Origin of the sequence: Haloplanus rubicundus, assembly GCF_003342675.1 — an archaeon.
Lineage (GTDB): Archaea > Halobacteriota > Halobacteria > Halobacteriales > Haloferacaceae > Haloplanus > Haloplanus rubicundus.
The window spans coordinates 1,659,453-1,674,016 of sequence record NZ_CP031148.1; the positions used below are offsets into that span (position 1 = coordinate 1,659,453).

The following is a 14,564-nucleotide window of genomic DNA, read 5'->3' on the forward strand; positions in this document are numbered from 1 at the left end:
ATCAGTCTGCCCCCCGTGGTTCGCCGCTACTCGAAAACGCGTCACTCACCGTCCCGGCCGAATCTCGGACGATGCTGCCGAGCGCGTTCCGGCGGGCGACGAACAGCGTCGTCCCGAGGACGATGTAGATGCCCGTGAACACGAGCAGGAGCTGGTAATCCGAGATTGGGAGTTCGAGGATGCCCCGGATGAGCAGGAACTCCGAGAGCACCTGTGTGAGGAAGAGCACGAGCAGGACGATGGCCTCCCGGACCGAAATTTCGAAGTTGACCAGCAGGGAGATGGCGAAGAAGGACTGGGCGGCGGTCAGCCAGATTTCCCCCGACTGCTTCTGGTCGAACGGGAGCGCGCCGTACTGACCGAGCGCGATGGAGTAGACGACGACGAGCGTCCCGATCAGGAGCGTCCACTGGTTGAGCTTCGAGGAGATGAGCGCGTTGAACCCCGCCGTCGAGCGCGCCTTGTTCACGAGGTAGACGACGACGATCAACTCGGGTGACTCCGAGGCCAGCGGTGCGATCCACTGGATCATGAAGAACGAGGGGATGCCGATGTTCTGGCCGAGCTGCTCGAGCCCGTGGGCGAACGGTTCGACCGCGGTGAAGATCATCAGGCCGGAGTAGACGAAGAGACCGATGACCGTCGCCGCGCGGTAGGGTTTCGGGAACCGCTGGAGGTAGGCCGGCACGCCGACGTGGGCCTCGTCGGGGTCGACGTCACCCTTGAGGATGACGGCGATGTACGCGATGTAGAGGCCGACGAGGAAGGCCATATCGAGGATGTCGATGCCACCGCCGAGCGGCACGAGAAAGGCCCAGAGCGTCGCCAGAAAGAGGAAGACGATTTCGAGGCCGATGTCGTGGTCGAGCGTCACCGCGTCGGCGAGGAAGCCGCTGCGGCTCTCGACGGCCGGATCGTCGCCCGAGCCGGCCCGGTAGACGGTAAAGAGGGCGATGCCGGCCCAGCCGATACCGATGAGGATACGGTTCGCCCCCGTCATGTTGGCGACGGCGAGGTTCCCCGCCTCGACGCCGCGTGCGGTCCCCGCGTGCACGCCGGCGTTCCACGCGTACAGCGCGTCGACGGCGTACTCCGGCGCGACGGCGAGCACCGCGAGCACCGCGATGGCGAACGCGCGCGGCACGTCCTTCTCGGCCGTCTCGGCGCCCCACGCGAGCAGGAACGACGCGCCGAGGACCGACAGCCCGCTCACGAGGACGACCGTGCCCGTCGCGAGGCTGTGTGCCATACCGCTCAGGTAGGTGACGACCCACGGGAGCGTCAGCGCCGTCGCGCCACCGAGCGCGGTGAGCGCCTGCCGCCTCATTGTTTCTCTCCGATGGCCGTGCCAGCCGTGTCGGCCGTCACGACCGGTGTCTGTGTCTGTATCATACGTAACGCGTGTCTACGGTTACCAGTCCCCCGCGTAATAAAACACAAGTTGTCGCCGTTCCCGGCGATATCCGTGGAGAGAGCCCTCATGCTGGGCGAATCGCTCGAATAGCGACGATGCCGGATATTGCGCGCTATGGACTCGCTACCCCGTGATATAGTGCGTTTCGGGGGCTAGAACGGTCGCGGGCTCCGTGACGTCCGCCGACCGCCACCCGGATAGGGGGGCTTTTGCCCCTCCCTTCACAACGGCCCTCCGATGACGATGCACGTCTTCGGGCTGATCGGCAACCCCGTCGGCCACTCGCTCTCGCCGCCGATGCACGAGGCGGCCTACCGCGAACTCGACATGGACGCGAAGTACGTCACCTTCGAGCCCGACCCGGACGCCGTCACGGCGGCCATCGAGGGCGCGGCCGCCCTCGGCATCGACGGCCTCAACGTCACCATCCCGTTCAAGCAGGACGTCCTCTCGCTCGTCGACCCCGACCCCCTCGCGGCGCGCATCGGCGCGGTCAACACCGTCGACTTCTCCACCTCGCCGCCCCGCGGCTACAACACCGACGCCGCAGGCGTGCGGCGCGCGTTCGATCACCACGGCGTCGGGCTGTCGGGAACGGACGCCGTCGTCGTCGGCGCCGGCGGTGCCGCCCGCGCCGTCGCCTTCACGCTCGCCGACGCCTGCGAACGGGTCCACGTCGCCAATCGCACGGTCGAGAAGGCGGACGCGCTCGCGGCCGACGTGCGCGCCGACGCCGACGAGACGGTGACGGCGGGCGGCCTCGACACCCTCGCGGACCGCGTGCCGACTGCCGACGTCCTCGTCAACGCGACGAGCGTCGGGATGGAGAGCGATGAGACGCCGGTCCCCGCGACTCTGCTTCACGGCGACCTGGCCGTCCTCGACGCCGTGTACGCGCCGGTCGAGACGCGACTCCTCCGTGACGCCGCCGCCGCGGGGGCGACCACCGTCGACGGCGCCTGGATGCTCCTCTTTCAGGGCGTCGTGGCGTTCGAGCGCTGGACCGGGCGGGACGCCCCCGTCGAGGCGATGAACGACGCCCTCCGATCCCACCTCGGATAGACCGCGGGGACCCGCTTCGCCGCCTCGAAGGTTTTTAAGTATCGGGGCGTTGTAACTGTCAGTAATGGGAATCTTGGACACGCTCCTGTCGTTGCTCGGACTGGGTGGTTCGTCGGACGACGACCGTCGAGAGACGACCGTCAGCGTGGAACGTGAGGCAAGCACCGAGACGGAGGCGGCGGTCAAAGGGACCGACGAAGCCGCCGCCGGCACTGACGCGGCGGCGTCGACGGAGTCGCTCGTCGACGGGACGAACGAGGCGGCCGAACCCGCCGAGGCCGTCGAGACCGGTAGCGTCGAGACGGAACTCGACACGGCCACCGCCGAGTCGGAGGGGGAGACGACCGGCGAACACGAGGCGACCATCGATATCGAGGACGCGGAAGGGGAAGAGGCGGCCGACGCCGACCCCGAATCGGTCGAGGTGATCAAGGGTATCGGCCCCGCGTACGCCGAGCGCCTGGCGAACGCGGGTGTCCACTCCGTCTCCGACCTCGCGGCCGCCGACGTAACCGACCTCGCCGCCGCCGTCGACCTCTCCGAGACGCGGGTCGGCCGCTGGATCGAACGCGCACAGGACCGCTGATCGGATGCGGTTCCACGTCGACGGACGCCTCGTCGACGCCGCGGACGCGACGCTCCCGGTCGCCGACCGCGGGGTGACCGTCGGCGACGCCGTCACCGAACCCGTCCGCGTCGCCGACGGGAGGCCCGTCGCGTGGGCGGCCCACGCCGACCGCTTGCGCGACGCGTGTGCCGCGCTCGAGTTCGGCGTCACTCCCGACGCCGCCGACCTCCGGGCACGCGTCGACGAGACGGTCGCCGCGAACGACCACGACGACGCGCTGGTTCGGGTGACGGTGACCCGCGGGCGCGGCGGTGGCGCGTCCACGCTCCCCGACGCCGCCCGTCTCCGCCCGCCGACCGACCCCGACCCGACGGTCGTCGTGACGCTCGAACCGCTCACCGTCGAGCGCGACCCGATCCGGCTCCAGACCGTCCGCGCCCGCGCCATCCGGCCGGCCGCCGTGCCCGTCGCACCGGCGACGCACAACCGCCTCGACGCGGTTCGTGCTCAGGCCGAACTCCGGCGAGCGGCACCGCCGGACGACGACCCGGCCGACGAGGCGCTCGTCCTCACCGACGACGGCCACGTCGTCGGCGGGACGGCGAGCGATCCGCTGTTCGTCGCCGGCGACGCGCTTCGACTGCCGGCGCCCGGCGAGTGGCCGGCACGGACGGCGACCCGGCGTCTCGTCCGTGACCTCGCCGCCGCTGAAGGGTTGCCGGTCGCCGAGGGGGCGTACACGCCGGCCGACGTCCGCGCCGCCGACGAAGTCTTCGTCGCGGAACCGACCGCCGGCGTCCGGCCCGTCGACCGCATCGACGGCGTGGCCGTCGACGACGGGCCGGTCACCCGCCTCCTCGCGCACCTGTACGACGCGCGGTTCGTCGACGGCGACGCGTAGTCGGAGCGCGGAGTATATATTTCGCCCACGAATACGGGGCACCGATGGCTCCCGACCCGGATCGACGGATCGCGCCGCTCGACGCCGTGCCCGCCGACACGACGTATCTCGTCACCCTCCGCAACGGCGACGACGACCCTCGGGAGGCGGTGCTCGTTCGCACCGACGACGGCGTGGCCGGCTGGCTGAACTACTGCCGGCACCTGCTCGACGTGCGCCTCGACAAGGGGTCGGGGGCGCCGATGCGCGACGGCGAACTCGTCTGTGCGAACCACGGCGCGTACTTCGAGGCCGACACCGGTTACTGCACTTTCGGTCCCTGTGAGGGCGCCACCCTCGAACCCGTCGACGTCTCCGTCGTCGACGGCGACGTGTATCTGACCGACGACGACTACGCGTTCGTCGAGACGGGCGGTATCGACGACGGGAGCGCGGGACCGTCGCCCACGTCGAACTTCGAGTTCTAACGCTGCCAGACGTACACCACGAGCGCCAGGATTTCGCCGAAGAAAGTGAGGAAGGTGCTACTGTCGGCTGTAAGTCGATACAGATATTCGCCACCCAGAGGTGGCGAATATCTTGAAACAGTTACAGCCGACAGTAGAGTCCGCCGACGGCGAGCGCCCAGAACGCCGCCCGGTCGTCGCCGCGACTCTCCGCGTCGTTGTACACCCAGTACGTCAGCACGAAGGGGACGACCAGGAGGAGGAGGCCGATTATCAACAGCTCCGGACCGCCGGGGAGATCCATCTGAAGGGGGACCATGACGGGGGCGTCTCGGTAACGGGTAGTAACTGTTGTGGGTGTGGGCGGGAGGTGGATTTGAACCACGGTCGTTCCGTTCGCTTCGCTCACTTCACTCCCTGGTTCAAATCTACTGGGCGAGTGCTCTGGCGACTGGTTCCCTCCTCGCTGCGCTCGCCGGTCACAGTCGTCGCCAGAACATAGCGGGAGGTAGATTTGAACTACCGATCTCCGGGTTATGAGCCCGGCGGAATCTCCTGGCTATCCCATCCCGCTACCAGAATCGAATCCGGTCGCGGCATTAAGGGTTGTGATTCACGTACCGGCCGTCGATCGCTGGCGGGTCACTCCGCGCCGACCCGCCACGTGAACAGGCCCTCGGTGAGGTAGTTCAGCAACATACCACAGCCGATGCCGATGGCGTTCGCGACGGTCGGCCAGAGGTCCGCGCCGGCGACGACGAGCGTCACGTCCGTCCACGAGGTCAACGCCGTCAGGACGGCGAAGCCGACGACGAGGCCCCCCGCCCGAACCAGATGCGACTTGAGGTAGCGTCGAATTCGGGGGAGCCACCCCGCGGCCCCCGCCTCCGAGAACGTCCACCGGTCGTTGATGAGGAACATGAGCGTGATGGACACCTCGGCGCCGACGGCCTTCGCCAACTGCGGCAGGACGCCGTAGCCCGCGGTCAGGATGGCGACGACGATGGTCTCTGCCGTCGCGCCCACGGCGCCGACGGAGACGAACTGGCCGAAGCGAATCCCGGAGTAGAGTTCCTCCAGCTTGCCCAGCCCGCCGCTCATCGGTGCTCCCGCTCGACGAGGGCGGGCGTCGAGTCCCGCGGTCGGTCGAGAAGCGAGTGGAGCCGGTCGTTTCGCAGCAGCTTCGCGCGGTGCCGGGAGACGACCAGCCCCCGGGCGAGCCGAAGGGTCGTCCGCACCGGCGAGACGGTGGATTCGGGGCGGTCCTCCCAGACGACGGGCACCTCGACGACGTGACAGCCGACCGCGTCCGCGACGGCGAGGAGTTCGATGTCCCACGCGAAGCCGGGTTCGTGGAGGTGCGGGCGAATCCGGTCCCACGCGTCGCTCGTGAGCGCCTTCGCGCCGCACTGGTAGTCGTAGAGGTGGACGTCGAGGAGGCGACGGGCCAGCCACGCGAAGCCGTCGCCGAGATACCGGCGGGCGACCGTCTGGTGGGACTCCACGGTCGCCTCGGGGTGGCGACGCGACCCCGCGGCCAAATCGGCGTCGCCGGCGACGACCGGGCGGAGCACGTCCGCGATGGATGGAGCGGGCGTGCTCCCGTCGGCGTCGGCGAATGCCAGTACGTCCACTTCGGCCGACAGCGCCTCGAAGCCGGCGGTGATGGCCGCGCCCTTGCCCCGACGGCGCGACGCCTCGTGGAGCGTCACCGGGAGGTCCTCGATCCGGTCGCGAACCGCCGGCGTCGCCGCATCGAGTTCGACGCGGATCACCTCGGGATCGACGGCGTTGTGGAGGGCTCGGACGTACGCCCCGAGGCGGTCGACGTCCGGATGGTACGCGGGGATCACGACCCCCACGGAACGGCTCATGGGAGCCACTTTCGTCACGGCGGTAAAAAACCGACCGACTTCGGATCACAAACGGTTTATCGACGCTGGGCCGTCGTGGGATAGATGGAGTACGGCCTCGTCGTTCGGTGGCTCGTCGCCTACGGCGTCCTCGCCGCGCTCGGGCGCCCCGTCGCCGCACGCCTCTGCTCGACGCTTCCCGGCCGCGGCGTCGGCTTCGCCCTCCCGACGGCGCTCGTCGTCGTCGGCACCGTCGGCTACTGGGTCGGCCACCTCACGTTCGGCCCCGTCGCCCTCGCCGCCGCCCTCCTCGCCCTCGTCGCCCTCGCCGCCCTCACCGGTCTCGACGGCGACGCGCTCCGCGAGCGTCGCCTCGAACTCGCTCACGGCGTTCGACCCACCCGCCGGAACGCGGAGGCCGCCGTCGTCTTCCTCGGTGCCTTCCTCCTGCTCGTCGCCGTTCGCGCCGTCGACCCCGCGGTCTACCCTATCGGCGGCGAGAAGTTCCTCGATTTCGGCCTGCTGAAGTCGCTCGAACGGGCGACGGTCCTCCCCCCCGAGGACATGTGGTTCGCGAACGACCCCGTCGCCTACTACTACGGCGGCCACCTCCTGACGGCGCTGCTCGGTGACCTCACCGCGACGCCGCCGCGCTTCGCCTACAACCTCTCGCTCGCGGGCTTCTACGCCATGCTGGTGACGGCTGCCTACGGACTGGCCGGGGCCATCGCTCGGGACCGCGCGAACGCGTGGCGCCCCGCCGGCCTCGCGGCCGCCTTCTTCGTCGGCGTCGCGAGCAACCTCGTCACCGTCAGCCGCCTCGTCGTCGCTGCGCTCCCCCCGTCGCTCCAGCGGGACGTGGCCGCCGCCGTCGCCGCCCGGTCGCGCTACACGACCGACGGTCTCCTCGGCGGCGTCGACGCCTTCTCGTACTGGACCGCCAGCCGCGTCATCCCGGGCACGATCAACGAGTTCCCCCTGTTCGCGTGGCTGAACGGCGACCTGCACGCCCACATGATGGGGACGCCTTTCCTCCTCCTCGGTGCCGCCCTCGCCTTCGCGCTCTACCGGACGCCGCCCCGTGATCTGCGGCGGCGACGCCTCCTCGCGTTCGTCGTCGTCCCGCTGCTCGCCGGGCTACAGACCGTGATCGACACCTGGAGCACCCCCTCGCTGTTCGGCCTCCTCTTTCTCGCCGTCGCGCTCGGCCCTACCGATCCCTGGCCGATCCTCTCGAAACGCGTCGCCGAGTGGCGACGGGGTCGGGACGACGGTCCACTTCTCGACGAGTTCGGCCACCTCGTCGGCGCCCTCGGCGTCGCTGGCGTCGCGGGCGCCCTCGGCGGCGCCCTCGCGCTTCCCTTCCTCTTGGGGGCGGGCGGCGGACGCGAGGTGGCACTCCTCGCCGCCGCGGAGCGGACGAGCCTCCCCGGTCTCCTGCTCGTCCACGGCGCCTTCCTCGTCGTCTTCTACGCCACCCTGCTGGATCGGCTGTCTGTCGACCGGACGCTCCCGCTGCTCCTCGGCGTCGCCGCGCTGGGACTGCTCGCCGCGACGGCCAACCTCCCCGTCGCCGTCGCCGTCGGCCCGCTCCTCGTGTTCGGCTGGGTCGCCTGCCGGACGGATCGGCCGGTCGGGTTCGAGACGGTCCTGATCGTCGCCGGCGCGGGACTGGTCGGCATCGTCGAACTCCTGTACGTGAAAGAGCAGGCCGGCCCCCTCCGGATGAACACCGTGTTCAAGACGTACATGCAGGTGTGGGTGCTGTGGGGGACGGCCGCAGGCGCCGCCCTCCCGGCGTTCGTCCAGTGGGCCGGCGGTGCCGACGCGCCGTCGCTTCCCGGAACGCGTTCGCGCTGGCTCCGGGTCGGCCTCGCCGTCGCCGTCGTCCTCGCGACGGTGTCCTACGCGGGGCTGGCGCTCTCGGCCCACTTCGGCACGCCCGCCGACCCGACGCTGGACGCCACCCGGTTCGTCGAGCGCGAACACCCAGACGAGGCGCCGGCTATCGCCTACGTCGACGGGCTATCCGGCCGGCCGACGCTCCTCTCGGCGCCCGCGACGGGGCGGTATCCGGGGCCGAACGGCGACTACCCCGCGCCGCCGGGGATGTACAGCTGGGACTCCAGCCCGGCCGCGAGCCTGACCGGCGTCCCCACCGTCGCCGGCTGGGGCCACGAAATCGGCTACCGCGGCCCGGAGCCGTACCTTCAGCGGGTTCGCGACGTGGACGACGCCTACACCGGGTCGCCCGAGCGGACCGTCGCGGTGCTCGACCGCTACGGCGTCGAGTACGTGTGGGTCGGCCCGGCGGAGCGCGCCCGCTACGGGTCGGTGACGTTCGCGGGCGTCGAGGGACTCACGCCCGTCTTCGAAAACGAGGCAGTGACGATATACCGGGTCGACGATCCGCGAGTCGCCCGGTAGGCCGTTCCGTGGTCGACCGACGACGACGCACTACGACTGCCGGCCGAGCGGCGACACCACGTCGAGCGCGTCGGCATCGATCGAATCCACGTCGAGCCAGTGGGGGACGTACTGGCGCTTCTCGAAGGCCTCCCGCTCGTCGGGCGTGCCGATGGTACACCAGAGCTGTACCTCCTCGGGGCCGTGGTAGTCGCCCTGGCGCTGGATCGAGAAACAGACCTGCTCCTCGCCGTCGTAGTCGATGACGGCGTCCTTGCGGATGCCGGGGTCACCCCTGACGATGAGCTGTTGCATGGACGGGGGTTCGGTCAGTCCGGGCTTAATCGCTTCGATGGCCGACGGGGAACGGGTTTTCTTCGCCGGGCACCTATCTCCTATATGCTCCCCCCGATCGCCGACCGATTCGTCGCCGGCGAGTCGGCCGACGGCGCCGTCGCCCACGTCCACGCCCTCGACGACGCGGGGATCGGTGCCATCGTCAACCACCTCGGCGAACACTACGACGACCCCGCGGACGCCCGCGCTGATACGGAGGAGTATCTCCGCCTCCTCGAACACCTGCCCGCGACCGACCCGCCGGCGACGATGTCGGTCAAACCCTCACAGCTCGGGCTCGGGGTCGGTGAGGACGCCTTCCGCGACAATCTCGACCGGATCGTCGAGGTAGCGGCGGCGACGGACACCTTCGTCTGGATCGACATGGAGGATCACACGACGACGGACGCGACGCTCCGCGCCTACGAGGCACTCGCCGACGAGTACGACGGCGGCGTCGGCGTCTGCCTGCAGGCCAACCTCAGGCGCACGCCCGACGACGTGGCGCGGCTGGCGGACACGCCGGGCCGGATTCGACTGGTCAAGGGCGCGTACGACGAACCGGCCGAACTCGCACACCGCGACGGCGCCGCCGTCGACGAGGCCTACCGCGACCTGCTCCGGCGACTGTTCGCCGAGACGAGCGTCGGCATCGCCGTCGCCACCCACGACGACGCGATGATCGACCTCGCGCTCGAGTTGGGCACCCGGTACGACCGCGACTGCGAGTTCCAGATGCTGATGGGCGTCCGCGAACGCCGCCAGCGCGAACTCGCCGCGACGGAGACGGTCTACCAGTACGTCCCCTACGGCTCCGCGTGGGTCTCGTACTTCTACCGACGGGTGCGGGAACGCCGCGAGAACCTCCGGTTCGCGCTTCGGGCCATCGTGGACAGCGTCGCCGGTCGGTAGGACGGCGGTGGACGAACGTCGGCGTCTCCACCCCGAACTGCACGATCATCGCCACGAATCGATCCGAACACGTAATTTATCCGAACGCTCCGCCTACCTCCGGAGTATGGTCAATGGTAACGAGCCGTACGAGTGGTACGTCGACGGCGAGTGGGTCGGCGGCGCGGGCGATACCTTCGAGAGTACGAACCCCGCGACTGGCGAGGTCATCGCGGCGTTCGAACACGCGTCGGCGGCGGACGTGGAACGGGCGGTGGGCGCGGCGCGCGCCGCGGCCGACGAGTGGCGACGGCGGTCCTACGTCGACCGTGCCGAGGTGCTGTGGGACGTGTTCGCCGAACTCCGCGAGCGCAAGGCGGAGTTGGGCGAAATCGTCAGCCGGGAGTGTGGGAAGGAGATCGGCGAAGGGCTCGCCGACATCGAGGAGGCGGCGCACATGGTGGAGTGGGCGGCGGGCAACGCCCGACACCCCCACGGCGACGTGGTGCCGAGCGAGATCGCGAGCAAGGACGCGTACATGCGGCGCCGTCCACGCGGCGTCGTCGGCTGTATCACCCCGTGGAACTTCCCGGTCGCCATCCCCTTCTGGCATCTGGCGGTGACGCTGGTCGAGGGTAACACCGTCGTCTGGAAGCCCGCGGAGCAGACGCCGTACTGCGGCCGGATCGTCGCCGAGCTGTTCGACGACGCCGGCGTCCCGTCCGGCGTCTTCAACGTGGTTCAGGGCTACGGCGAGGTGGGCGCGGCCATCGTCGACGACGACCGGGTGGATACGGTCCTGTTCACCGGGTCGGCCGCAGTTGGTCACGCCATCGACGAGCGACTCGGCGGACGGCCCGGCCGCGACTGCGCGCTGGAGATGGGCGGGAAAAACGCCGTCGTCGTGACCGAGGCGGCCGACCTCGACATCGCGGTGCCGGCGGCCGTCCTCTCGGCGTTCAAGACGACCGGCCAGCGCTGTGTCTCCGCCGAGCGCCTGATCGTCCACGAGGACGTGTACGACGACTTCCGGGACCGCTTCGTCGACGCCGCCGAACGGGTCGCCGTCGGCGACCCGCTGGACGAGTCGACGTTCATGGGGCCGCTGATCGACGCCGACGCGGTGGCGAAGTTCCGCGAGTACAACGCCCTCGCCCGCGAGGAGGGGGCGACGGTCCTCGTCGACCGCGTGGACCTCGACCCCGACGAGATTCCGGCCGGGGGCGACGCCGGCCACTGGGTCGGCCCCTTCGTCTACGAGATGGACTACGACCCCGAGCACCGCGTCCTCCGCGAGGAGGTGTTCGGTCCACACGTCGCCCTGATCCCCTACCGCGGTGGCGTCGAGCGCGCGGTCGAGATTCACGACGCCGTCGACTACGGGCTGGCGGGTGCGATCATCAGCGAGGACTACCGACAGCTCAACTACTACCGCGACGAGGCGGCCGTGGGGCTGGCCTACGCCAACCTTCCCTGCATCGGCGCCGAGGTGCAACTGCCCTTCGGCGGCGTCGGCAAGTCGGGGAAGGGTGCGCCCTCGGCCCGGGAAGTGATCGAGGCGGTCACGGAGCGGACGGCGTGGACGCTGAACAACGGCCGCGGCATCGAGATGGCGCAGGGGCTGTCGGCGGAACTGCGGTTCGAGGGATGACGGCACCGGCCGTCAGCCGCGACGTTCCGCCCTCGGCTGTCCCCGCCAGTGTGTGCGCGCCCTATCAATAGATAGAAAAAGCCCGCTCGTCTAGGGTCACGTATGGACGTCAAATACGACCTCTCAAGCTACGTCCGCGTGCTAAAGATGGCGAGCACGCCGTCGTGGAACGAGTTCTCGCAGGTTTCCAAAGTCGCGGGTGCCGGTGTCTTTCTCGTGGGTCTGCTCGGCTTCATCATCTTCGCCATCATGACCTTCATCCCCGGAGGCGCATAGATGGGCATCTTCGCCGTCAAGACCACGGCCAGTCAGGAGCGCACCGTCGCGGACATGATCGCCAGCCGTGAGGAAGACGAGGTACACGCCGTCCTCGCGCCCGACTCGCTCACGAGCTACGTGATGGTCGAGGCGGACAACAGCGCCGTCCTCGAACGCGTGATGGACGAGATCCCTCACGCCCGCTCCATCGTCCCCGGCACCTCCTCGCTGACCGAGGTGGAACACTTCCTGTCGCCGACGCCGGACGTGGAGGGCATCGCGGAGAGCGACATCGTCGAACTCATCGCCGGCCCGTTCAAAGGCGAGAAGGCCCGCGTCCAGCGTATCGACGAGGGCAAGGATCAGGTGACCGTCGAACTGTACGAGGCGACCGTTCCGATTCCGGTGACGGTTCGTGGCGACCAGATCCGCGTGCTCGACAGCGACGAGCGATAGCGCGTCGGGCCGTGCGAACGGCTTCGCCACGCGGACGAACGCCGAGACGGATCGCTGGAAGCCAGAACCGGCACACAGCTACGATAAACCGTCTGACCCACGCCGCCGCGCAGTCCTCTCGTTTTTCCGACATTCGCCCGACGGAATAGCAACCCATAACTGCGCCGTCGATGCAGGTCCGCCCGTGACGACGGCATGGCCGACCCGAGTGGACATGCACGTGAAGACCCTCGACGAGCGCGTCGTCTCGCGGGCGAAGGCCCGCGGCCTCGACGCGCTGGTGTACGCCCCGCATTTCACCCGACTGCCCGACATCCGCACCCGAGCAGAACGCTTCTCCGACGACGACCTGCTCGTCGTTCCCGCGCGCGAGGTGTTCACCGGACCGTGGTACGACCGCCGCCACCTCCTCGCCGTCGGGCTCTCGGACCCCGTTCCGGACTTCATCAGCTTTCGTGGCGCGCTCGACGAGTTCATCCGCCAGGACGCCGCGGTACTCGTCCCCCATCCCGAGATGCTGAACGTCAGTTGCTCGCGCGACGACGTGGCTGCCAACCGAGACGCCCTCGACGCCGTCGAGACGTACAACGCGAAGTGTCTCCCCCACCAGAACCGCGCGGCACGAGCCGTCGCCCGCGAGACGGGGCACCCTGCCTTCGGCTCGTCGTACGCCCACTTCCGGCGGACCGTCGGCGAGGCGTGGACGGCCTTCGAGGACGCCATCGACGACGAATCCGACCTCGTTTCCGCGCTGCGTACCGGCGCCCCACGGCGGGTCGTCCACCGGGGCGGCGTCGGCCACCGCCTCCGGAGCCTCGCCGAGTTCACTCACCTCGGCTACGAGAACTCGTGGGGCAAACTCGACCGGCTCTTCCTCTCGGGAACCGAGCCGACGCACCCGAGCAACGTCGCCTACGGTGGCCGGTTCGACGACGTCTTCGCGTACGCGCAGGGGTGAGTCTACGCCACCAGCGCGTAACGGAGCAAGAGGACGGCAAAGGGGAGCCCCAGTAGCGTCAGATACCCCGTCACGAGCGTCGCGTCGGCGCTCGCGGGGAGGAGGAGCCACGCGACCGGACCGGCGAGGAGGAATCCCAGACCGAGCGTCGCCGCCGCGGCCCGCTCGCCCCAGCCGGCGCCGTCCGTCGCCGCCGCGTCGGCGTCGCCCGTCGCCGCCGCGTCGAGCGCCACGCGCACGTCGGCGTCGACGCGACGCGGCACCACGACCGTTCGGGGGACGCCGCTGCCGACGCTCCCGCGGGCGAAGTCGAGCCAGTAGACGGACACGATTCCGAGCGGCACCCGTCGGACACCGTCGAGACCGGCGAGCGACGCCGTCCGCCCCCCGTACGTGAGCGTCCCCGCCGCGGGGTCGAGGCGCCCCCGCGTCCGACAGGCGGCCGCTACGATCCACAGGCCGGCCGCGCCCGCGAGGAGCGCGACGGCGACGAGCGGCCGCCACCGGAGGACGGCCGCGAGGACGAGCGCCCACGCGCCGCCGGCGACGAGGAGCGGGCGCCGACTGAGCGAGGCGTCGGTCGGCGCCCCGACGGCGCGGATCCCGAGGAGCGCCCGGCCCGTGAGTGGGAGGAGCGCGAGCGCGAGAGCGAGGGCCAGTAGCCGGTCGTACGCGCCGGCCCGGAGCGCCGTCCACCCGAACGCGAGCGCGCCACCCACGAGGAGGAAGGCGACGCCGACGGCGCCCCCGGCGGCGACGTGTCGAACGGCGGCGGGGCCGTCGTCGGCCCACTCGATGGGGGCAGTCACGTCAGAGGATCAGCGCGTTCATCGCGCCGGCGACGCTCCCGAGAGGCATCACGTAGACGTGGAACGCGCCGAGGACGCCGAGTTCCAGCAGCGTGACGACCACGGTCACGGGGTTGGCGTACTTGCTGCTGGTCGTGACGCCGGAGGGGAGGCCCCACTCCTGGCTCGTGAGGGGGTAGAAGAAGGCGATACCGCGGCGACTACCGACCACGTCGAGGAGGAAGTGGGTCGCGACGCCGATCCAGACGAACTGGAGGTTGTCGAAGAAGACGGGGTAGGCGGCGATGACGCCGAGGACGAAGACGTTGTGCAGCGTCTTGCGGTGTTTGCCGAAGGCGGTGTCGACGTCGGGGAAGAGCGCCCCGAGGACGATGGGGACCGAGAGCCTGACGATCATCTCGACGGTTTCGAGCGCCGTCGACGCGGACGGCATCGTCGGCAACACGAGCACGACGCCGAGACCCACGCTCAACAGCGCCGCGTTGAGGACGTGTCCTTCTTTGTTCATCCGTCGGGGGCTTGGCCCCCGCCCGTCAAAAGTGTCGGTCATCGACG

Annotated in this window: 17 protein-coding genes and 1 tRNA gene; 10 read left to right on the forward strand and 8 right to left on the reverse strand. The window is 69.9% G+C overall.

Annotation, left to right across the window (positions count from 1 at the left end; translation table 11 throughout):
* Position 1 precedes the first annotated feature (1 nt).
* Complete coding sequence (locus tag DU484_RS09415; RefSeq protein ID WP_114605778.1) at positions 2-1,327, reverse strand: sodium:calcium antiporter; 1,326 nt, start codon at positions 1,325-1,327, stop codon at positions 2-4.
* A 330-nt stretch (positions 1,328-1,657) separates the two neighbouring features.
* Between DU484_RS09415 and DU484_RS09420 the strand changes: the two genes are divergently transcribed.
* From DU484_RS09420 to DU484_RS09435, 4 genes are all read left to right on the forward strand, one after another.
* On the forward strand, positions 1,658-2,476 hold the full coding sequence (locus tag DU484_RS09420) for a shikimate dehydrogenase (RefSeq protein ID WP_114606758.1): 819 nt from the start codon (positions 1,658-1,660) through the stop codon (positions 2,474-2,476).
* A gap of 64 nt (positions 2,477-2,540) precedes the next feature.
* Positions 2,541-3,062: a helix-hairpin-helix domain-containing protein gene (locus DU484_RS09425; protein WP_114585813.1), complete on the forward strand. Its 522-nt coding sequence runs from the start codon at positions 2,541-2,543 to the stop codon at positions 3,060-3,062.
* A gap of 4 nt (positions 3,063-3,066) precedes the next feature.
* Positions 3,067-3,945, forward strand: coding sequence for an aminotransferase class IV (locus DU484_RS09430; protein ID WP_114605779.1), 879 nt, complete (start codon positions 3,067-3,069; stop codon positions 3,943-3,945).
* Between the two features lie 44 nt (positions 3,946-3,989).
* Positions 3,990-4,412: a Rieske (2Fe-2S) protein gene (locus DU484_RS09435; RefSeq protein WP_114585815.1), complete on the forward strand. Its 423-nt coding sequence runs from the start codon at positions 3,990-3,992 to the stop codon at positions 4,410-4,412.
* Positions 4,413-4,533: 121 nt separating this feature from the next.
* On the opposite strand, the gene DU484_RS19535 is transcribed toward DU484_RS09435, so the two are convergent.
* The 4 genes from DU484_RS19535 to DU484_RS09450 form a co-directional block, all read right to left on the reverse strand.
* On the reverse strand, positions 4,534-4,710 hold the full coding sequence (locus DU484_RS19535; RefSeq protein WP_157969546.1) for a hypothetical protein: 177 nt from the start codon (positions 4,708-4,710) through the stop codon (positions 4,534-4,536).
* A gap of 180 nt (positions 4,711-4,890) precedes the next feature.
* Positions 4,891-4,965: transfer RNA gene (locus tag DU484_RS09440), tRNA-Met, on the reverse strand.
* Between the two features lie 68 nt (positions 4,966-5,033).
* Positions 5,034-5,492: a GtrA family protein gene (locus DU484_RS09445; RefSeq protein WP_114585816.1), complete on the reverse strand. Its 459-nt coding sequence runs from the start codon at positions 5,490-5,492 to the stop codon at positions 5,034-5,036.
* Positions 5,489-6,265 (reverse strand): glycosyltransferase, encoded by a 777-nt coding sequence (locus tag DU484_RS09450; protein ID WP_114585817.1) that lies wholly within the window; start codon positions 6,263-6,265, stop codon positions 5,489-5,491. Before DU484_RS09450 ends, DU484_RS09445 begins: the two co-directional genes overlap by 4 nt.
* An 84-nt stretch (positions 6,266-6,349) precedes the next feature.
* On the opposite strand from DU484_RS09450, the gene DU484_RS09455 reads away from it, so the two are divergent.
* On the forward strand, positions 6,350-8,671 hold the full coding sequence (locus DU484_RS09455) for a DUF2298 domain-containing protein (RefSeq protein ID WP_114605780.1): 2,322 nt from the start codon (positions 6,350-6,352) through the stop codon (positions 8,669-8,671).
* Positions 8,672-8,701: 30 nt separating this feature from the next.
* On the opposite strand, the gene DU484_RS09460 is transcribed toward DU484_RS09455, so the two are convergent.
* Positions 8,702-8,965, reverse strand: a complete 264-nt coding sequence (locus DU484_RS09460) for an HAH_0734 family protein (protein ID WP_114585819.1) — start codon at positions 8,963-8,965, stop codon at positions 8,702-8,704.
* An 84-nt stretch (positions 8,966-9,049) separates the two neighbouring features.
* Here DU484_RS09460 and DU484_RS09465 point away from each other — a divergent pair, with 84 nt between their 5' ends.
* From DU484_RS09465 to DU484_RS09485, 5 genes are all read left to right on the forward strand, one after another.
* Positions 9,050-9,898 carry a proline dehydrogenase family protein gene (locus DU484_RS09465; RefSeq protein ID WP_114605781.1) on the forward strand — a complete coding sequence of 283 codons (849 nt, stop codon included), beginning with the start codon at positions 9,050-9,052 and terminating at the stop codon, positions 9,896-9,898.
* 106 nt (positions 9,899-10,004) lie between these two features.
* Complete coding sequence (locus DU484_RS09470) at positions 10,005-11,528, forward strand: aldehyde dehydrogenase family protein (RefSeq protein WP_114605782.1); 1,524 nt, start codon at positions 10,005-10,007, stop codon at positions 11,526-11,528.
* A 102-nt stretch (positions 11,529-11,630) separates the two neighbouring features.
* Positions 11,631-11,804 carry a protein translocase SEC61 complex subunit gamma gene (locus DU484_RS09475; protein WP_114585822.1) on the forward strand — a complete coding sequence of 58 codons (174 nt, stop codon included), beginning with the start codon at positions 11,631-11,633 and terminating at the stop codon, positions 11,802-11,804.
* Positions 11,805-12,242: a transcription elongation factor Spt5 gene (locus DU484_RS09480; RefSeq protein ID WP_114585823.1), complete on the forward strand. Its 438-nt coding sequence runs from the start codon at positions 11,805-11,807 to the stop codon at positions 12,240-12,242.
* A 214-nt stretch (positions 12,243-12,456) separates the two neighbouring features.
* On the forward strand, positions 12,457-13,200 hold the full coding sequence (locus tag DU484_RS09485) for a PHP-associated domain-containing protein (protein WP_114585824.1): 744 nt from the start codon (positions 12,457-12,459) through the stop codon (positions 13,198-13,200).
* Positions 13,201-13,202: 2 nt separating this feature from the next.
* Here the strand turns inward: DU484_RS09485 and DU484_RS09490 are convergent, their stop codons facing one another.
* Positions 13,203-14,009, reverse strand: a complete 807-nt coding sequence (locus DU484_RS09490; RefSeq protein ID WP_114605783.1) for a hypothetical protein — start codon at positions 14,007-14,009, stop codon at positions 13,203-13,205.
* Between the two features lies 1 nt (position 14,010).
* Entirely contained in the window at positions 14,011-14,517 is a 507-nt protein-coding gene (locus tag DU484_RS09495) for a metal-dependent hydrolase (protein WP_114605784.1), read from the reverse strand.
* Positions 14,518-14,564: the final 47 nt, after the last annotated feature.